The following is an 18,905-nucleotide window of genomic DNA, read 5'->3' on the forward strand; positions in this document are numbered from 1 at the left end:
CTCTCGGATGAGAGCCTTTTTTATTCAAAATTTGAAGTTCTGGATATTACTGATTCATCACAGAAACAGCAGGCATTGGACATTGCAATTCTTTGAGCTTTTTGCTCACAAGAGTTGCGTCAGCTTGATAGCCTTTTCTTACCAAAGTGGCTTTGGCCTGGTTTACGATAGATTCTCTGTAAGTCGTTCCGTTCAATTGGCCGTAACCACGGCAAGCAATGACAACTGAAGAATCCATTTTTACATCCAATACAGGGTCAATCATGTCACAGAAGAATTGAACTGCGCCCAAGTGATCAATCGCTGCAGACCAATCCAACCAAGCAGATTCAAGTTTTTGACAAACAAGCTCTTGCTCGCGTGAGCCAACTGGAAGCTCTGTCAAGTTGATGTTACCAAGAACTTGAGAAATTTTATTGGCTTCAACTTGCGCTTTTGGATCCGTGTATGGAGTTCCACCGACAGTGTATTTGATGTGTTTTCCACGGCCTGCATCTGTCAAACTGTAAGAGTCGTTGCGCACTTCTCTCATGCCAGTGATGAAAGCTGAAACAGCTTGGTCATGCATTGATTTTGTGTGGTTGATCCACGCCAACACTGGTGGAGTGCCCCAAGACCAAGCACTGCGAGAACCGAAAAGACCGGATTTCAAGTTGACCATACGTTGCGCAAGTTCAGAGCGGTCGATAATTGAATTATCCTTTGCAAGTTCTTGCATCGCTTTTTCAACACGTTTGATGGTTACTTTCTCAACTTCAATACGGTTGAATTGAATTTTCCATTGACGGTATTCAGCGCTTCTTGAAAGTTCTGTTTCAAGATCTGATTTTGATTTGTTAACAACAGCACCCGTCATTGAAATAGACTGACGAACGCCTGACAACCAAGAGCGACCCGCTTGAGCACAAAGTTTCAAAGCGTTTTCATCTTCAGAGGATTTCGCCGCGTAATCAGCGATTTTCTTCATCGAAGTCGCATGCAATGTCGCCATTGTTACGGATTGAAGTTTTTGCGCGCGGTCACCTTGAGCTGTAGCCGCTTGAAGGTTCAAGAAAGCTGATGCTGGGAATGTTTTGCCGTCTCTTGCCCAGTTCACAAGCTCGTTAGATAGAGTACAAACCATCACGTCGTCGTTGTTTTGACCGATTTGTTGTTCCACTGTCGCAAGGTCCGCACGGTCACTTGCCAATTGGTTCTCAACCGCTTCAGAAACTTTTGTCGCTGTGTCTCTGTATTTCAAAAGAGCCGACAACTCACGAGAAGGGTTTGCGAATTTTGCGTTGTAAAGATCTACGCTTTGTTCAAGCTCTTGTGTAATCTTGTCGATCTTACCACTTTGAGCCAATTGCATGAAGCGCACTTTCTTAGCCACTTTCGTGAACTGACATGTATTTTGAAGAACCGCTTTACGGTGTTCAGGATTTGTCATGTCCAAAGTATTTTGATCGATCATTTTCGCAACGGCAGAAATACCGCTTGTTGCAATCGCACCACCAAGAACAAACGGAAGAGCTGGAGCCAAAGCCGCACTCATCGAAACCGCGAAAAGAGCATAAGGCGCCATACCGTTGATCACGTCATTCAAAGCCAAAAGAACTTTACCTGTCGACATAGTTTGACGACCGCACTTTGAATTTAGGAACGAATTGTTATTAACGATGTCACCCAAGTTACCCACGGCTTGCAAAGCCGCTGTCATGGATTGATCGATTTGATTTGTGTTCACAGCGTTTGGATCTTGTGTGTCCATGATCTTTTGCAAAACACCGATGCTTTCCTTGATCGCATTTCCGTTGTCTTCCAAAGATTTCGCTGACGGAGTTCCTGAACACTCCGGAGACGCCTTCACTTCTTTATTTAAAGCATCAATCGCCGCAATCAATTCTGAATGAGGGCGGTTGTCAAAAAGAGGACAGCTATAAGCTTCAGGAACTCTTGCTGCGTTCATCTTCGTTCCCGCTTGAGGGCGAGTTGCCGGAGCAGTAGATGTGGATCGAGTCGAACCGTTGTTGCCATTGTTCGGGCGCGTATTATTATTGTTGTTATTGTTTGAAGACCCTGTCGATGGCATCGTTGGATTTGTGGGGCTTAAACCCGTATCGTCATCGCTGTTATCCTCAGGAAATAAATCCAGTGGAAAAGAAGCCGTTCCTGTCTTCGCCCATACCATATGAGGGGAGTGCGGAAGGATGAAACTTGCTGCCAAGGCAAAGATCATTGTACTTCGCTTAACGTTCTTGAAGTTCATAGGGTCTCCATTTGTTTAACTTTTCGCCAAGTAACTTTTTTTGCGTGTCATTTTGAGGCACTCCTCATCGCTTGAGTGATCCTAAGTTCTCGGAATCACACTGCTCTGTTAAAACACCTTTTCACAACACGACTGTTCGATCGCTGCAAAGTGCAAGGGTGATGCTAGGATGATTCGTTTTGAAACAAACCCTGAAAACAGTCTAAGGTCGTGTCACAAAATATTGTCAGCCGAAGTTTCTATAGACGCTTTTTGACCTCGAACACGGCAATACATTGTTAATTGCTTATTATCTTTAATTTAAGCGGACTTTGCGTCCATTGGATGGAACGCTCTTTGAAGAGGGTATAGGTATGAGATTGATCATGTCTTTTCTCTTTTTAATAGGTTTCACATGCCCATGCATGGCAAAGGTGGATTTGAAGTCCACAAAAAGACTTATTATTCCTGAAGATAAAGTCACTCCAAAGATCACTCAAGCCGATGTCGCGAAAGTCGTTCCTCTTGATTTAAAACAAGGAGACAGTGAAGGCACCGTTCTTACTCGCATTGCGGATAGAGGTTTCTCACTTTGGTTTAATTCAGCGGCGATGAAGGCGACAACGATTGGTCGCATTGCTGAAACAGCTCAAGAAAAACTAAAAACAGATGTTGTTGTCCCTGCGAGCACGTCCAAAGGTGTGAGTCATAAGTTTTCCTTTAAGGTCGAGGCTTTCCAAGCTTTGGCAAAAGTGGAGTACACAGGCTGGATGAAAGCGGCGATTAATTATGACGCCAAGGCAGCCGAAACGGATATCTTCGTAAAAGAAAAAGTATTCTCGAATAAGGATCTCGTCGTCAGTCACAAGGCGACAAAAGAGCAGGGCCTTTCTATGGTCGGTCTTGCTTGGTCTTGGTAACCATTCCTGACATTGTTATTGATTGAAAATCCCTCGACATACGTTAACCTCAACGTATGGAAAAAATCGTATTTATCTCTGGAAAAAGAACTCCCTTTGGAGCATTTGGTGGATCTCTTAAGGATGTCTCTGCAACAGATCTGGGTGTGGTTGCCGCCAAGGCCACTCTGGAACAAGCCGGTCTTTCACCTGAAAAAATTGATCACGTCATTTTCGGAAACGTGGTGCAATCAGGTGCCGACGCCGCTTATTTGCCTCGTCACATTGGACTAAAAACAGGTGTGCCTGTGAATGTCGGCGCTTTTGCCGTGAACAGACTTTGCGGAAGTGGTTTCCAATCTTGGGTGAACGCTTTGCAAATGATCCAATGCGGGGAAGCTTCGGCAGTTCTTGCTGGTGGTGTGGAGCAAATGTCTTTGATTCCTTACGTCGCTCGCAAAGTGCGCTTCGATGGAATGCGCATGGGAAATTTCGAGTTGGAAGATTTGATGACGTCTGCTTTGACGGATGCTTACGCAAAAATGCCGATGGCTATCACAGCGGAAAACTTAGGCGAAAAATACGGCATCACTCGTGAACAGTGTGATAAGTATGCGATTCAATCACAAACTCGTTACAAAGCGGCTTTCGATAAAGGTTACTTCGCACAAGAAATAACTCCAGTGACAGTGGAAGGTCGTAAAGGAGCGGTGGTTGTTGAAAAAGACGAACATCCTAAACCAGATTCGACTTTAGAAAAACTTTCGACATTGAAATCGCTCTTTAAAAAAGACGGACTTGTGACTGCGGCGTCCGCATCGGGAATTGTCGACGGAGCTGCTTGCTCTCTTTTGATGAGTGAATCAAAAGCCAAAGAATTGGGAATGAAACCAATGGCTCGCATCGTAAGTTACGCCTCTGTCGGCTGCGACCCAACGATCATGGGTATTGGTCCTGCGGGAGCGGCACGTTTGGCTTTGCAAAGAGCCAATATGAAACTTGAGCAAATGGACTTGGTGGAAGTGAACGAAGCTTTTGCCGCTCAGTACTTAGCAGTAGAAAAAGAATTGAAATTAGATCCAGCAAAAACAAACGTAAACGGTGGCGCGATTGCTGTTGGACATCCTTTGGGAGCTTCTGGCACACGCATCATGAATCACTTGGTTTATGAACTTCACCGCAGAAATGCAAAGTACGCTTTAGGTTCTGCTTGTATTGGCGGTGGTCAAGGTATCGCAATAATCATCGAAAAAATCTAAAAGGAACGCCGTGTCCCTCCGAAGGAGGGCTAATCAACAGATTTGAATTGCGATGCACAATATTGGAGTTAAATGGAAAACGGATTTAATTTAAGAGAACGAACTGCTTTGATTGTAGGTCCTTTTACGACGACGGTACAAAGTCTGATGATGGGACTCACGCAAATGGGCTCTGATTGTGTGTTGTTGGATTTTGATAATTCTGCAAGCCAACGTTTTTGCAATCAGATCAATGACTCTCGTGAAATAAATCCTAAGTTTGGCCGTGCGATCAGTATTAAATCTCCGATGAAAACTCCTGAAGATATCAAAGACGCTGTGGGATCTGCGGCGCAGTCTTTTGGCAGTGTAGATTTGTTTATCGACGCGCAAGTTTACAATAAGCCGAATCGTTATAAAATCGGCGAGGCTTTAAGCCATTTGGATGAAGAAGTTCAGCACAACTTTAAAAGCTCTGTGATGCTCACCCATGCGGTTTTAAATTTTTTAAAGAATCGCAAGCGCGGTCGCATTCTTTATCTTTTGAATGAAAACTATCCTGATCCTATTTTGGCGGGCGCCCGAGGAGCCTTGGTTCCTTTTGCCCAGTCTTTGGCAAAACAAGTTGCTGAACACAATATCACGGTGAATGTTTTGAAATTGGGACTGACAGAAGAATTTATTTTAGCGCAACATCCGGAAGCGAAATCAATTAAGGAAGCGGTTGAGAAGTTGCGTGAAAAAGAACCGCATTTAAAAATCACGGAACCAGAAAAAGTGACAAACACGATCACTTATCTGGTCAGCCAATACGGCTCGGCTGTAAATGGACAGGTGATCTCGTTAAGCTAGTCTCTTAAAACTGAAGCTCTTTTTAAGAGAGCTTCAGTCCTTTTAAAATCGCATCTGCTTTTGCAATATTCTCTGGCGCTACATAAATACGGTCGATGATACGAGCGCCTTCATAGCGTTGGAAGATCTCTGTCGTTTGATTGATCGGAGCCGGTTGCGCCCAACGATCGTATTGATCAACAACGTAAATTTGCAGGGCACGTTCTTCCGGAGAAGCCGTGTGATATTTCGACAAACGCGCTTTAGAACTTGTGCGAATCACTTCAAGACCTTCAGCTTCCAAGGCCTTTTTAATCATTTCAGGTCGTTCAGATTCTGCTGTGTTGTGCTGCTCGATTAAAACTTTAAATGGTTTTCTTTGCGCAATTCTTTGCGCCCAAGGATTTTCAGCGCCCATCAAGTGTTCGTGCAAGCGATAGTCGTTGTAGCGAGTATATTCATTGATATCGCCTGGCAAAACGAATGTACAATCAGGAGACGTCAAATAACGAGTGAGCATCTCTTCATAGATAATGCTTTTATGATGGCAGTACACCATCAAGTGCATGTGGTGGCGTGAAATCAAAAAATCGTCGAAAGAGTAAAGGGCACGGCGATTCAAAGCCAGATACATTTTGTTTTCGCGACGATAAAACGTGAGATTTTGCACCAACCATGCAAGATCGATCTTGCCGTAGTTCGTTCCGCAGAAATAACTGTCACGCTCTAGATAGTCCATGCGATCGACATCCAGTTCACTGGAAACCAGCTGGCTTAAGATCGGTCTAAAGTCCACACCGTTATCGATGAAGAAATCATCCGGGCAGTGCAAAGCCTTATCAATCAAACAAGCGACGTGAATCGGTTGGATTTCTGGAAATTGCTGACGAATTGTCTCAGCAATTTGAGAATCGGTAACGTATTTGATTGTGTAGTCTTCGTGATTCGCACGGCGATTGTGATTCATGACTGTGTGAGCTTCGTCACCGTATTGCTCTTGCTCTTTGTAAAGTTTGATATTGAGCTCCGAAAGATGTGGCATCACTTGCTCGGTCGTATGACTTAAAGGCCCATGACCTACGTCGTGCAAAAGCGCACCTAAACGAAGAACCTGACGAAAACGTGTCTTTACAGAAGGTTTTGAAAACGGATAAACGCGAAAGATCGCATCGAAGGTTTCACCAGCCAGATGCCCAACACCCACAGAATGGATGTAGCGATTGTGAGTAGCTCCAGGAAAGCTAAACTCCGCATAGCCAAGCTGCTTAATCGCACGCAGACGTTGATATTCAGCGGTATCCAGGACGGCAACCTCTTGATCAGAATAATAAATCGAACCGTGAACAGGATCCCGAATCTCCATTGAACACTCCTCGGAGGTACGCCGTACCTTTTTGAATTGCGGCGCAACATAAGCTTATTTCAACTAACATATTCATTTATCGAGAGAATATGTCAAGGGGCGTACTTCGGACCGAGAAAGGCCTCCTACGCATAGGATTTGGAAGATAGCTTGGGACTAGATATTGATGGTCTGGCATTATATGCCGAGAAAAAAATTCTATCCGACCAATGAATATCCTTATCATGTAACCGCTCGAACCTCTAATAAAGAATGGTTTGGAGTTCCTTTAGAAACTGTATGGGGCATATTTGCAGATTATCTTCATTTTGTCTGGCGGGCTTATGACGTAAGAATTCATTCATTTGTTTTAATGAACAATCATTTTCATATGCTCATTTCGACTCCCGAGGGAAACCTGGATCAGGTCATGAACTATCTTCTTAGAGAGGTCAGTAAAAGAATCGGAGAGGAGACCGGGCGAATCAATCAAGTGTTTGGAGGTCCCTACCATTGGTCTGTAATTAAGAACTCCGTTCACTATCAACATGCCTATAAATATGTTTATCGAAATCCGGTCCACGCGGGCATTTGTAGAAGAGTTGAAGATTATAAGTATAGTTCTTTGCCCGGCTTATTGGGGATCGACTATTTGTATATACCCGTGTACGACAACTTAAATTTAATTCAGAGCCCAACAGCGCAATTGTCATGGCTGAATAATGAATACGAAAATGAAGATCGCGAAGCTATTTTTAAGGCGCTGAAGAGGAGAGAATTCGGGTTCTCCAGAGATCCACAAACGGCAAGAGTGCATTATCTTGAAAATACAGTTGTTTAGTGCGGCGCAATTCAAATAGGTACGGCGTACCTCCTAAGGCCCTGGATATTTTTTAAAATAGGCCTCTACGTGGCGGGTGAATTCTTCTTCGGAGGCGAGCTTGTTGAAATTCTCCATTTCTTTAATGGCCCGTGGAGTTTTCTTAAAGGCGACTCCGTATTGATCCATATGAATGACTTTGGAGTTAAGCTGTAACTGGTTCTGATAAGGTTTCAGCTTTTCACTGGTCTTAAGCAGATAGGCGAATATTCCGGCGTCGATGAAAACCAAATCCACTCGTTTGTTGGCAAGTTTTAAAAGATTCAGTTCGTCAGTGGAGGCCGGCTCCAGTTTTAGTTTTTTCTCTTTGTGCAGGCGTTGAAAAGAAACGGCCATTTCATAGCCGCTCGCATTTCCTATTTTATAGGGAAGAATGTCTTCGGGTTTTTTCCAGAGAATAGGGTTGTCTTTTCTCTCTGCAAAGACCCATGGCGTTTGGTAAACCACTTTGGACATTGTGAACTCTGGAGTGACGTTGACTTGGGTCACTGGAAAAAATCCAATAACGCTTTCATCTTTCATTGCTAATTTTCTTCCCCGCAAGAAAGGAGCAAAGGTGATCTTCAATTCGCAGTCGCCTTTTTTTAACATCTGTCGAAGGGCATAAATAGCAGCACCTTGCTCTGGCAAAGATTCACTGACGAAGGGAGGCGCTTCGTAAGTCACAAAATGCATTTCTCTTGCTAAAACAGCGTTAGCAATGAACAGGGTAGAGCTGAATATCAAAAACACGCGCCACATTCGCTCTGATCTCCGTTTCAAGTTTTTGAAGCTTGAACACTAATTTCGTCTTCTTATAGAGTCACCGAAAAATAAGAAAAAGTGTTACAAAATCAAAGGTTTACATGTAATTAACTGTGGCCAATCTGAGCTGCAATTTATTGGACCAAGGACCAGATCTGTAAAAAAATGAGACGTATCACTTTAGGAATTTCTGAAGGCTCCGATCAGTAAGGTAAGAATGAATCGCCCATTCGCACCAAGGTAGGTGCACAGAGTTTCAAGGATAGAAACTCTGCAAATCTTCAAGGAGGAGGAATTATGGGTTTGCGTATTAACACGAACACAGCTTCGTTGAATGCTCAGAGAGTTCTCTGGGGAACGAAGATCGGTCTTGATAAGAGCATGGAAAAGCTTGCATCAGGATTCCGAATCAACCGCGCTGGTGACGATGCTGCCGGCCTCGCGATCTCTGAGAATTTAAAAGCTCAAGTTCGCGGTCTTAAACAAGCATCACGAAATGCTCAAGACGGTATCTCTCTCGTGCAAGTCGCCGAGGGTTCGATGAATGAGATCTCTTCGATCTTAATTCGTCTCAGAGAGTTGTCTGTACAAGCCGCTTCTGACACTGTTGGACCGACCGAACGTCAGTTCCTCAATGTGGAATACGATCAGCTTGTATCAGAGATTGACCGTATCTCCGAAGGCACAGAGTTCAACGGAACTCAGTTGCTGGCAGGTGTGGGCTCCATCTTGGATTTCCAAGTTGGTACTAGAAATAATCCTGAAATCGACCGTATCTCTTTCGATGCATCTAAAGCAGATGCGAACTCCGCAGCCCTTGGCGTGAACTTGACGTCAGTAGCCGATAAAGCTTCCGCACAAAATGCGCTAGCAGCTATCGACCAAGCGATCGTGAGTGTCTCTGCGATGAGAGCCGACTTCGGTGCGATTCAAAATCGTCTTCAATCAACGGTATCGAACATTCAAGTTTCCGTTGAGAATATGTCAGCCGCGAACTCTCGTATCAGAGATGTGGACGTAGCTGAAGAGACGTCTGAAATGACTAGAAATAATATCTTGTTGCAAGCAGGTACTAGCGTCCTAGCACAAGCAAACCAACAAGCTAACGTAGCACTTGGACTCTTGAACAAATCTTTCCAAGGTTAATCTGATGTACTCCGGTAAGGATGCCGGAGTATGACTCTAACCTTAACGAAAGAACGGTTCCCGATCTTATCTTCAATGATCAAGATCACCCTCAAGAGAATTATCCATCGAGATAATTCCGAGTGTACATGACCCCGAAGCTCTGTTTAGAGCTGACAATTTGATCTGTTTCCTGCGACGAGGCCGCCAATGCGGCGGCCTCATTTTTCGTGGAAGGATTTTTTCCTTCATCATTTTTGCGCAAATTCTTCGCGCGCGATTTTCAAAAAAATTTTCCTGAAAAATAAAAACAAAACAAAAAATCTGGACTCGAGTCACTCATATTTTTTTCCGAAAAGTTAGGTGGAACCTTGTATCGCAAGTTCCGAATATTAATTTAGCAGGTGCACGGATCGCGCCTTAAGCCAATGGATGGCATTTTTTCAAGGAGGAAGAGGATTATGCAGGGAGGATAGAATGGGATTAAGAATCGGTACAAACGTGTCGGCATTGAATGCGCAAAAGAATCTGTACATGACACAGATCAATGCGAACAGATCAATGGCAAGATTGGCTTCTGGATTCAGAATCAATCAGGCAGCAGACGACGCCGCTGGCCTTGCGATCAGTGAGAACCTCAAAGGACAAATCAGAGGTTTGAGACAAGCCAACAGAAATGCCAACGACGGTATTTCTTTAGTGCAAGTCGCAGAGGGTAGCTTGAATGAAGTTTCAAACATGCTCATTCGTTTAAGAGAATTGGGTGTACAGGCGTCTTCTGACACGATTGGTGGAACAGAAAGAAAGTTTTTGGATGTTGAGTATCAACAGTTGAAGTCCGAGATTCAGCGTATTACTGAAGCCACAGAGTTTAACGGTTACGAATTGCTCAACGGTACTGGTGGAATGATTGATATCCAGGTCGGAACAAACAACGACCCTTTCCGTGACAGAATCAGTTTTAATTCTGGTGCGGCAAATGCTTCAGTGGATGCTTTGGGTTTGACGGCAGAATCTGTCTCAACAAAAGAAGGCGCGCAACTGAGCTTGGATGTGATTGACCAGGCCATGACATCGGTGAACGCGATTCGCGCGAACTTCGGTGCCCTACAAAATCGTCTAGTATCAACATCAAATAACTTGTTGATCGCAGATGAAAACTTGTCGGCAGCGAACTCTCGAATCAGAGACACAGACGTCGCGGCAGAGACTTCCGAAATGACAAGAAATAACATCTTGTTGCAAGCGGGGATCTCGGTTCTAGGTCAAGCCAACCAGTCACAACAGCTGGCTTTGAAACTCTTAGGTTAATCCGTTTTTCTTAAAAGGGTTGCTCCTGAATAAGGGGTGGCCCTTTCTTTTTTTACAAACCTGTCTAAAACTTGGATATCTCTTGCGTGAAGGATTCTGCTTTAACGCCTGTCCACGAGTTTCCGCGAAAATATTCAATCTTACAATCTGGCAATTTGGAGATTTGCCCTCTTAGGAGTATAAAGTTCGCGTTCTAAATACGAATAACGACTTTAAGGAGTCTCCATGAAAAACATGATTATGGCGGCAGCTCTTTTGCTGTCTGTGTCTGCTCAAGCAAACGATCAATATGTTCCAGTTATTAAATGTAAAGGCAACGGTGTTGCTTTGACTGTTTCTGAAGGCGGTTTCACCGGTATTCCGATGATCCAAATCGACCGCGAAGAAGAAGGTGTCACATCTTCTGAAAATCACTTGGCTCGTTTGGTACGCGCAGAAGGTCGCATGGGTGCTCCAGTGACTTATGTTGGTAAGAAGATCACTTTCACGATTAACTTCACAACATCTCCTGGCCCTAACGGCACTCGCCAAGGCACTCTTTATAATAAAGAGACTAAGAAATCTGAAACGCTTGTCTGTAAGCGTGTAAAATAAATCGAACACTGAAAAAGGCCGCCAAACGAGCGGCCTTTTTCATTCTCTTTTCATTTAGCCACCTTGCTGCTCAGAGTAATACGAATCTTGTTGAAATAGCGCGAACCCCCGGGCACCTACAGAGTATGAAATTAATTGCGATTCTTCTTTGTATGATGTCCCTGAAGGCACAAGCGGCTTGGGATCTGAATGATGTCTCTTACTTGATGCCTTTGCCTGCAAGCGTGGGCAATGACCAGCTTTTGGGACTTGAGGCTCCAGGAAAAGGTGGCGCTCTTTTACCTCCGTCTTTCGTGGCAAAGATTCCTGTTCTTGCTTTTGGAATGAATCGCGAAGAAACAGCAGCAGCATTGCGTGTGATGGCTGTGCGTATTGATCCTTGTTTTCCTTTGCCGACACCTCAATCTTGCCAAAAGCAAATTCGTTTGGTGTGGCAACCGATTGAAATGGGCCGCCGCAATCAAGTTCAAACAGTGGATGCCGCTCTTCATAGTTTCTATGTTTTGACAGATGCCGAGTTTGATTCTTTGCTTAACGATATTGAAACTTGGAAAAAGAAATACGCAGTGAAAACTGATTTTGTTCCTTTGCAAGTTCATCCCGCTTGGGCCAAAGAGGGAGATCGCAGTCCTGCTCTGGCGGATTTTCACAACATTCTAAAAAAATACGCCGGTGTCGGCAATATGACTCGTGTGACAGCGATGGTTTTGCGTGGCGCGGGTGACATGTGGGCTTTTGCAGGCTTTGAGGTTCGCGGTGACGATTTAGAAATGATTCCGGTTCCGCGTTTGAATGGAAAACTTTCTCAAGCCTTCATCAATGTTGCGGTTCCTGCAGAACAATTTGCGGGCGGAGGAATTTCTCCGACTCCCAAAGGCGATGACACATTCAATAATATCGCTGCGGAATCTGTTCGACTGGGCGAGGGAACAGAAGATCTTATTCGCCAAGAAGTGAAAGCGGCTTTCCGTATCGAAAATCCTAAAAACTTTAATCCTGAAAATATGGACTGTGTAAGCTGTCACGTGGCTCAACCCGCAATTCAATGGGTTTTAAACAAGCGTCCTGAGTTAAAAGCTGATCAGCTCTGGAATGCAGAGATTTATAAAAACTCAAAGTATGATCTCAAAAACGTGAGTCCTGAGCTTTGGAACACACAAATGATTCGTGGCTTAGGTTATTTCGGTAAGAATTTGGCGATAAGCCAACGCGTGATCAATGAATCTGCGGAAGTCGCAGACATGCTTAATCAAAAAGCGGCGAAATAAATCGCCGCTTCTTATTATCATTCTTCAATAGCTGAAGTGATATTTTCCCAAAGAACGGGGCTCAGTAATTCAGAACCAATCATCATCACAGGTTCCGCATCTTTTGCGCGGCCCTTTTTGGCTTCGGTCGGTAAGTGACCTGTGCCACCGTGTTTATCAAACCAAGCTCGGCGCATTGCCAACGAGTTTGAAACAAAAAGATGAGGGTAGGCTTCCAGTTCTTTTTTATTTGCGCGACCGTATTCGAACGAACTTAAAACGGCAAAGTTTTTTGAAGATTCAATTTTTTCCAATTTTTGAAATCCGAGTTCACTTAAGTATTTAAACTTCTGACGTCCCGGGGTTTTGGAAGTGAAGATAAGGTCCAAGTTTCCTGAAAGGAAATTTGCCTCCAGTTCGTTAAGGTCGAAAATATCAAGAGTGATTTTTTTAACGCCTACCTCTTCAAAACAAAGACGAGACGTATTTAAAGCAAAATCCGCCATTCCTTCAAGAGTTCCAATATGCAGTTCGCCCACCATCTGGTTGTTGCTGATACCCTGAAGTTCCGTTTCCAGACGACGAATGGATTTTTCAAAGATCTCTGAAAGTTGAAAAGCTACTGCCGTCCATCCGGATTTTCTTTTTGCTGAGCGATCCAGAAGAACGATTTTTAACTCATCTTCGATCTTAGCAATAATGCGAGACAATTGAGGCTGGCTTAAACCCACATGCAAAGCAGCGGCAGAGAGATTTTTAAAGTTCACTGATTTCGCCAAGACACTCAGTTCATAATAAAGTTGTTGCATGCTGCTGTCTCCACATTAAGGTTTACGAATGTAGTTCAAGAAAGCAATCATACCGAGGACTATGGCTATTAAGTATCCAATAAAGCTCATAGTTGGCATCCCGGCGATGTGGCTTTCTGTGTTGTGTACAAAGATGAAGGACGAACTTAAAATCAGGGCTCCGATAATCAAGCCTAAGAATAATAAATTCGAAGAGCTTTCTACGGATCTTTTTAATTCTTTGATTTCTCCCACCTTTAGGCGGAAAGCGTGATCAGGACTGTTGATCTTGCGTAAAAAGAAATTCAACTGGCGAGGCAAAGAATTTAAAAACGCTTTTGATTCCCGCGCCATTTGAGTCATATCGTTCATGACTCTTTGTGGACCATACTGAGTTTTCGCTAGTTCGCCAGCAAACTCCAAAGAGTAGTGAAGGAAGTCGAAGTCTTTATTAATTTTTCGACCCATGCCCTCAATAGAAACAATTGATTTAAAGAAGAGCATCAGATCCGTCGGCACTTGCAAATGATGGCGAGCCGCAATTCCTGAAGACTTCATCAGGATTTTACCCAAATTGACATTTCTAAGAGTCAAACCAAAGTAAGGCGCGATCAATTCACGTAGATCTTTAGCGAAAATATCAATGTTCACGCGGTCTGTGAATGGAGCTAGATCCACATACTCATAAGCCAAGCGTTCATAGTCTTCTTTTGAAAGAGCTAAAAGCATGTTAGCGATAGCGGCCTGGGTACGGGTATTGAGTCGTCCCACGACACCGAAATCAATCAAACCAATTTGATTTTGTGGAAGAACGAAAAAATTCCCCGCGTGCAAATCACCGTGGAAAAGACCGTCTTCAAACACCATTTTTAGGTAAGCACGCAAGCCCTTACGAATGACTTCGTTAGGATCAATGTTTTCCTGAAGAAGCGCACCCTCTTGGCTTAATGGAATTCCTGGAAGAGCTTCCATCACAAGAACTCGTTCCGTGGTATGCTCCAAGTACACTTTAGGAATTTTAATATCTTCGTGGCCTTTGAAGTTTTCTTGGAAGCGGCGAATGTTGTTAGCTTCAACGACGAAGTTCGTTTCAAACTCCAGCGTTCTAAAATACTCATCCACAATTCCTACAGGATTGTACGGGCGAGCTTCAGGGATGTAGGTAACTATCAGTTCTGCCAACAAATAAAGAACGTTAAGATCATCATTGATCTTTTGAATGATTCCAGGACGTTGAACTTTGATGACGACATGTTCACCCGTAGTCAGGCGAGCTCTGTGTACTTGCGCGATGCTGGCAGATCCCAAAGGTTCAGGATCAATGCTTTCAAATTTTTGATAAAGAGCATTGCCGAATTCTTCTTTAAGAACTCCTTCAATGATTTCAAAGGAAAGCGATTGAACACGGTCGTGCAGTTTTTCAAATTCATTGACGTATTCTTCGGGAACCAAGTCGGGGCGAGTGGCGAGAAGTTGTCCAAGCTTAACGAAAGTAGGTCCGAGTTCTTCAAAACTCATACGCATGCGCTCGGGCATCGAAAGAGATTCGATGTCCGAGTTTGTGTTGAGTCTTTCTATAAGGAATTTACCGAGTTTTACCTTTTCCGCGACTTGATGAAAGCCGTGCTTTGCGAACACCCCCACGATCGTTCGCAGTCTTGCCGCGTTTTTTAGAGTCTTTCCGATCTGGCGTCCGGTGTTTAAGGCTGTCACTATTCTTCTCCGAATAATCGTCATTATCACGAAGTTTAGATTGTTCGGCAAACATCAATTTTTTACTGAGCTTGGGCTTGTCTTTAGAAGGGGTTTCCTCTTCCGACTTTCTGTATTTCTCTGGACCAAGGATCATGTTCAAAAGGCTCTGATCCGGTCCTCTCTTTTCATCGTCGTCCCGAGCGCCCGGTTTAAAGCCATACTGTTTTTCAATTTTATGGATTTTTTCGCGCTGACCTTGTTCGTCTTTACGAGAATCTCCAAAGAATTTTGATTTCTGACCTTTTTTAAACGGACGTTCTTCTTCGCGGTCTTTGGATTTCTTAATAAACTCCTGACGGGAATCTTTGCGTCCGCCACCTTTGGTGAAAGCCCCGCGCTCTTCGCGACGGTCGTCTCTTTCGCCACGGCGTTTATCTCGACCGTGATCTCTTCTTTCGTCGCGTTCATCACGACGAACGGGACGACCGGATCTTTCTTTTTGTTGGCCATGCAGCTTCTTAAGAAAAGACTCTGCCGTGGCTTGCGCCGAAGTTCTTTCTTCATCGGATTCTTCTTTTTCAAGTCCTGCAAGAACGAAGTTGATTTGGCCTAATTCCGGATCGGCTGCGGCTACTTGAATACGAATCTTATCGCCGATGGCGTAAGCAAATCCGGATCTCTTGGCGACAAGGCGCAAGTTTTCTTCGTCATATTCAAAACGTTCGCCACCAAGATCATCCAAGCGTACAAGTCCATCGACGTCGTATTCTCTTAAAAGAACAAAGACACCGAATTTAGCCACAGAGCTGATCATGCCGTCGAATTCTTGACCCACAAATTTTTCCATAAAGCGGGCTTTTTTAATCGATTGCACTTGGCGTTCTGCTTTTGTTGAGCGTTGTTCAGCCGCAGAAAGAATCGTTCCTGCTGTGGATAAATCATCTTCACTCATCAAACGATAACCAGAATTTGGCATCACTTGATTTTTAAGAAGTCTGTGCACGATCAAATCAGGATAACGACGGATCGGAGAAGTGAAGTGAGTATAGAACTCAAATCCCAATCCAAAGTGACCGACGTTGTTCATGCTGTATTTGGCTTGGCTCATCGAGCGTAACGTCAGGATATGAAGAATCTGCGCTTCAGGACGGTTTTCAAACTCTTCCAACGCTTTTGTAAGGCGCTTTTGCAGTTTGCCTTGTCCTAACTTTGTTTTACTTCCAAAGTTCGCAAGATATTTTTCTAAAACACGAATGGCCATTTCATTCGGCGGTTCATGAATACGATACAAAGCCGGAATATTGCGGCTTGAAAGAAACTTCGCCACGCCCACGTTGGCTGCCAACATCATCTCTTCAATCAAGCGATGTGAAAAGAGACGCTCAGAGCGTTGGATGTCGACAGGAACACCTGCGCCATCAATCACAAGTTCCGTTTCAGGAATTTCAAGATCCAGTGAGCCTTCTTTAAAGCGTTTCGCCATCAAGATTTTTGCAAGATCTGAAAGGCGCAGAATATTTTCTTTAACGTGGCTGTGTTTTTTAACTTCGTTGCCATCGATGATTTCTTGCGCTTCACCGTAAGTCACACGCGCTTTGCTTTCCATCACAGCTTCATAGAAGTCGGAGCGTTTCATTTCGCCCGTGAAATCAAAAAGCATTTCAGCAACAAGGCATAGGCGTGGAACATGAGGATTTAAAGAACAAAGTCCGTTACTAAGAATTTCCGGTAGCATTGGGACAACATAGTTCGGGAAGTAAACCGAAGTTCCGCGTTCGTAAGCGTCTTTATCAATCGCGCTGCCAATGCGAACATAGTGGCTGACGTCAGCAATAGCGACGTAAAGAAGAAATCCTTCCTCTGTCACTTCAACGTAAACGGCGTCGTCAAAGTCTTTCGCTGTCGCACCGTCGATCGTGATTAGGTTTTTATCACGAAGATCGCGACGGCCTTTAAAGTCCTTTTCGTCAGGAACTTCATTAAAATGTTTGGCTTCTTCTAAAGTCTCTTTCGAAAATTCCAAAGGAATGTTGTTAGAACGGATCACTCTTTTAATATCTGTAAGAGGATCTAAAGCATCACCGATGATTTCGGTAACTTTTCCCGTGAAAGATTTTCCTTCGTCGGGGTAAGTGAGAATTTCAGCCGCAACAAGTTCTTTGTCTTTGGCATTCAAAGAGTCTTCAAGCTTGATCTTAAGATCTTGCCCCCAGCCTTTGCCTTCATCGCGGATGGCGCCGACTCTTTCATTCATTTTGTAAAAACGGCCGACAACAGTTTTAGTCCCGCGAGAAAGAATACGGACGATTTCTCCGCGAAAACGTTCGGTCCCTTTTTCCGGAAAAGCTTCAATCACGACTTTATCATTTGTCATGATGCCTTCCATTGAATTGCGGGGAATGTATACGTCAGGGTGTCCGATATCGTCAGGGATAAAAAAACCAAATCCGTCCGGGTGTCTTTTGATTGTGCCGTTGAGGAGTTTCTTTTTTTGCATCTTCAGGTTGTATTTCCTTTATATAGAGAACGCATCTTTAGATTAGCACAACTTAAGTGGTGGAAAAGCACATTATTTGATATGCAATTTGGCGCAGGACCTAAAATGTCAGGGACAATTCGTAAGACGATGAGTACAAGACACGCAATGCGTTTATTGATAATGCCCACGAACCGTGGGTGATACGCAGATTCTTATGCAAAAACCGTAAATTCGCAAGTTCTAAATAAAAAGGCCGACCTCTTGGTCAGCCTTTTTGTATTTTTATTCTGTCAGATTCTTTTAGAAGTGGGCAAGAGCACCCAAAGTCACCATCTGCGCGTCAGCCGTCGGTGCGCCATCTTTATCTAAGAATGAATCGGCGTCAGAGTGATCCATACGGAATTCAGCATAAAGATTCAAATTGTCATTCAAGACAATTTTGTCAGTGACTGAAAGAGCATTCACTTTGTCAGCTGCTCCACCATATCCAATTTCATTTCCGCCACGAACCATTTCATAGCGAAGACCTAAGTTGTTGATGCCGATACCATAAGTGAGAACGGCACTCACTGAATCCGCCCAATGCGTGTGAGTGTTTTCAAACTTGAAAGTGCGTGAATCATAAGTCACTGCCAACATAAGGTTGTCCATGAACTTATAAGAAGCCCAAACGCTGGAAGCTGAATTGTCTTTTTTGCCGGTTGCTGGTGCGACCGCTGCATCTGTTCCAATCAAGTAGCCCGCAAACCATGTGAGTTTACCAGCCAAAACACCCGTGACAGAAAGCTCTGTTGTTTTTGTTGGAGCATAGTCTTCACCGATGGCTCCATAAGTAAATTGATTGTAAGTCGAAAGAGTTGCTGTCAACCAGTCACCAGGAGTGTACTTCGCGCGCAAACCTTCTCCGTAACCAGGTACGATTGTTTGATAGGCGATTGTATCGTTATAGAATGCATTTTCGTATCTCATCAATGATTCGTATCCCATTGTAGTAAGGAAACGACCGAAACCGATTTGCAATTGTGGATTTACTTTATAGAACAACTCCATTTGATCCAATACGCCGAAGTAAGCTTTGGATGTTGCTGCTCCATCTGGAGAGTACTGAGTTGGTGTGTGAACAAGACGACCTAAGAAAGAGATTTGTTCTGTTTCTTTTTTAAGGAGCACTTGTGCTTTATTTAAACGATAAGCCTCGTTTGTTGCGCCTTCCGTATTGGGAATTGCTGCATCTTTTGATGAAAGAAAATTGTAGTCAAAGGCCACCTCACCATTAACAGTGATTCCGCCGATGTCCGCTGCATTCGCAGTTGCTGTCCCCATGATTAGCAAAGCTGCGAGAATTTTTGAAATACTCACGTGAACTCCTTTTAAATAAGTAATGAGCTTTTAAATTTGATTTAAGGTTACGACCTTGGTCTAGTTCGTGTAACGTAAAAAATTACTAAACCTAGACCATGATCCAGGATGATCTAGTGCGGCGACTCTATTATGAAATTTCGCGT

Annotated in this window: 15 protein-coding genes; 8 read left to right on the forward strand and 7 right to left on the reverse strand. The window is 43.9% G+C overall.

Features of this window, described 5'->3' with window-relative positions:
• Positions 1 to 46: 46 nt before the first annotated feature.
• Positions 47 to 2,248 carry a hypothetical protein gene (locus AAAA78_RS02015; protein WP_340590057.1) on the reverse strand — a complete coding sequence of 734 codons (2,202 nt, stop codon included), beginning with the start codon at positions 2,246 to 2,248 and terminating at the stop codon, positions 47 to 49.
• A 365-nt stretch (positions 2,249 to 2,613) separates the two neighbouring features.
• Between AAAA78_RS02015 and AAAA78_RS02020 the strand changes: the two genes are divergently transcribed.
• The 3 genes from AAAA78_RS02020 (at position 2,614) to AAAA78_RS02030 (ending at position 5,216) form a co-directional block, all read left to right on the forward strand.
• Entirely contained in the window at positions 2,614 to 3,147 is a 534-nt protein-coding gene (locus AAAA78_RS02020; RefSeq protein ID WP_340590058.1) for a hypothetical protein, read from the forward strand.
• Between the two features lie 56 nt (positions 3,148 to 3,203).
• Positions 3,204 to 4,385: an acetyl-CoA C-acetyltransferase gene (locus tag AAAA78_RS02025; RefSeq protein ID WP_340590059.1), complete on the forward strand. Its 1,182-nt coding sequence runs from the start codon at positions 3,204 to 3,206 to the stop codon at positions 4,383 to 4,385.
• 72 nt (positions 4,386 to 4,457) lie between these two features.
• Positions 4,458 to 5,216 carry an SDR family oxidoreductase gene (locus AAAA78_RS02030; RefSeq protein WP_340590060.1) on the forward strand — a complete coding sequence of 253 codons (759 nt, stop codon included), beginning with the start codon at positions 4,458 to 4,460 and terminating at the stop codon, positions 5,214 to 5,216.
• Between the two features lie 22 nt (positions 5,217 to 5,238).
• Here the strand turns inward: AAAA78_RS02030 and AAAA78_RS02035 are convergent, their stop codons facing one another.
• Positions 5,239 to 6,558, reverse strand: a complete 1,320-nt coding sequence (locus AAAA78_RS02035) for an HD domain-containing protein (protein ID WP_340590061.1) — start codon at positions 6,556 to 6,558, stop codon at positions 5,239 to 5,241.
• A gap of 166 nt (positions 6,559 to 6,724) precedes the next feature.
• Here AAAA78_RS02035 and AAAA78_RS02040 point away from each other — a divergent pair, with 166 nt between their 5' ends.
• A complete protein-coding gene (locus tag AAAA78_RS02040; RefSeq protein ID WP_340593621.1) occupies positions 6,725 to 7,378 on the forward strand; it encodes a transposase in 654 nt (217 codons plus the stop codon).
• Positions 7,379 to 7,411: 33 nt separating this feature from the next.
• Here AAAA78_RS02040 and AAAA78_RS02045 read toward each other — a convergent pair whose 3' ends face one another.
• Positions 7,412 to 8,158: a substrate-binding periplasmic protein gene (locus AAAA78_RS02045; protein WP_340590062.1), complete on the reverse strand. Its 747-nt coding sequence runs from the start codon at positions 8,156 to 8,158 to the stop codon at positions 7,412 to 7,414.
• Positions 8,159 to 8,458: 300 nt separating this feature from the next.
• Here AAAA78_RS02045 and AAAA78_RS02050 point away from each other — a divergent pair, with 300 nt between their 5' ends.
• From AAAA78_RS02050 to AAAA78_RS02065, 4 genes are all read left to right on the forward strand, one after another.
• A complete protein-coding gene (locus tag AAAA78_RS02050; protein ID WP_295901667.1) occupies positions 8,459 to 9,307 on the forward strand; it encodes a flagellin N-terminal helical domain-containing protein in 849 nt (282 codons plus the stop codon).
• Positions 9,308 to 9,763: 456 nt separating this feature from the next.
• Entirely contained in the window at positions 9,764 to 10,597 is an 834-nt protein-coding gene (locus AAAA78_RS02055) for a flagellin N-terminal helical domain-containing protein (protein WP_340590063.1), read from the forward strand.
• A 225-nt stretch (positions 10,598 to 10,822) separates the two neighbouring features.
• A complete protein-coding gene (locus tag AAAA78_RS02060; protein ID WP_340590064.1) occupies positions 10,823 to 11,191 on the forward strand; it encodes a hypothetical protein in 369 nt (122 codons plus the stop codon).
• A gap of 152 nt (positions 11,192 to 11,343) precedes the next feature.
• Entirely contained in the window at positions 11,344 to 12,459 is a 1,116-nt protein-coding gene (locus AAAA78_RS02065) for a hypothetical protein (RefSeq protein ID WP_340590065.1), read from the forward strand.
• A gap of 17 nt (positions 12,460 to 12,476) precedes the next feature.
• Here AAAA78_RS02065 and AAAA78_RS02070 read toward each other — a convergent pair whose 3' ends face one another.
• From AAAA78_RS02070 to AAAA78_RS02085, 4 genes are all read right to left on the reverse strand, one after another.
• Positions 12,477 to 13,247, reverse strand: coding sequence for a LysR family transcriptional regulator (locus tag AAAA78_RS02070; RefSeq protein WP_340590066.1), 771 nt, complete (start codon positions 13,245 to 13,247; stop codon positions 12,477 to 12,479).
• 15 nt (positions 13,248 to 13,262) lie between these two features.
• Positions 13,263 to 14,762 carry an ABC1 kinase family protein gene (locus tag AAAA78_RS02075; RefSeq protein WP_340593623.1) on the reverse strand — a complete coding sequence of 500 codons (1,500 nt, stop codon included), beginning with the start codon at positions 14,760 to 14,762 and terminating at the stop codon, positions 13,263 to 13,265.
• A gap of 49 nt (positions 14,763 to 14,811) precedes the next feature.
• Complete coding sequence (rnr, locus tag AAAA78_RS02080) at positions 14,812 to 17,418, reverse strand: ribonuclease R (protein WP_340590067.1); 2,607 nt, start codon at positions 17,416 to 17,418, stop codon at positions 14,812 to 14,814.
• Positions 17,419 to 17,700: 282 nt separating this feature from the next.
• Positions 17,701 to 18,759 carry an outer membrane beta-barrel protein gene (locus tag AAAA78_RS02085; protein ID WP_340590068.1) on the reverse strand — a complete coding sequence of 353 codons (1,059 nt, stop codon included), beginning with the start codon at positions 18,757 to 18,759 and terminating at the stop codon, positions 17,701 to 17,703.
• Between the last annotated feature and the right edge of the window lie 146 nt (positions 18,760 to 18,905).

The organism is Bdellovibrio sp. BCCA (assembly GCF_037996825.1).
Classification (GTDB): Bacteria; Bdellovibrionota; Bdellovibrionia; order Bdellovibrionales; family Bdellovibrionaceae; genus Bdellovibrio.

Excerpts from the sequence above, each read along its gene's own strand:
- AAAA78_RS02015 (WP_340590057.1), bottom strand. The coding sequence starts at position 2,248 with ATGAACTTCAAGAACGTTAAGCGAAGTACAATGATCTTTGCCTTGGCA.
- AAAA78_RS02020 (WP_340590058.1), top strand. The coding sequence starts at position 2,614 with ATGTCTTTTCTCTTTTTAATAGGTTTCACATGCCCATGCATGGCAAAG.
- AAAA78_RS02025 (WP_340590059.1), top strand. The coding sequence starts at position 3,204 with ATGGAAAAAATCGTATTTATCTCTGGAAAAAGAACTCCCTTTGGAGCA.
- AAAA78_RS02030 (WP_340590060.1), top strand. The coding sequence starts at position 4,458 with ATGGAAAACGGATTTAATTTAAGAGAACGAACTGCTTTGATTGTAGGT.
- AAAA78_RS02035 (WP_340590061.1), bottom strand. The coding sequence starts at position 6,558 with ATGGAGATTCGGGATCCTGTTCACGGTTCGATTTATTATTCTGATCAA.
- AAAA78_RS02040 (WP_340593621.1), top strand. The coding sequence starts at position 6,725 with ATGGTCTGGCATTATATGCCGAGAAAAAAATTCTATCCGACCAATGAA.
- AAAA78_RS02045 (WP_340590062.1), bottom strand. The coding sequence starts at position 8,158 with ATGTGGCGCGTGTTTTTGATATTCAGCTCTACCCTGTTCATTGCTAAC.
- AAAA78_RS02050 (WP_295901667.1), top strand. The coding sequence starts at position 8,459 with ATGGGTTTGCGTATTAACACGAACACAGCTTCGTTGAATGCTCAGAGA.
- AAAA78_RS02055 (WP_340590063.1), top strand. The coding sequence starts at position 9,764 with ATGGGATTAAGAATCGGTACAAACGTGTCGGCATTGAATGCGCAAAAG.
- AAAA78_RS02060 (WP_340590064.1), top strand. The coding sequence starts at position 10,823 with ATGAAAAACATGATTATGGCGGCAGCTCTTTTGCTGTCTGTGTCTGCT.
- AAAA78_RS02065 (WP_340590065.1), top strand. The coding sequence starts at position 11,344 with ATGATGTCCCTGAAGGCACAAGCGGCTTGGGATCTGAATGATGTCTCT.
- AAAA78_RS02070 (WP_340590066.1), bottom strand. The coding sequence starts at position 13,247 with ATGCAACAACTTTATTATGAACTGAGTGTCTTGGCGAAATCAGTGAAC.
- AAAA78_RS02075 (WP_340593623.1), bottom strand. The coding sequence starts at position 14,762 with ATGCCCGAGCGCATGCGTATGAGTTTTGAAGAACTCGGACCTACTTTC.
- rnr (WP_340590067.1), bottom strand. The coding sequence starts at position 17,418 with ATGCAAAAAAAGAAACTCCTCAACGGCACAATCAAAAGACACCCGGAC.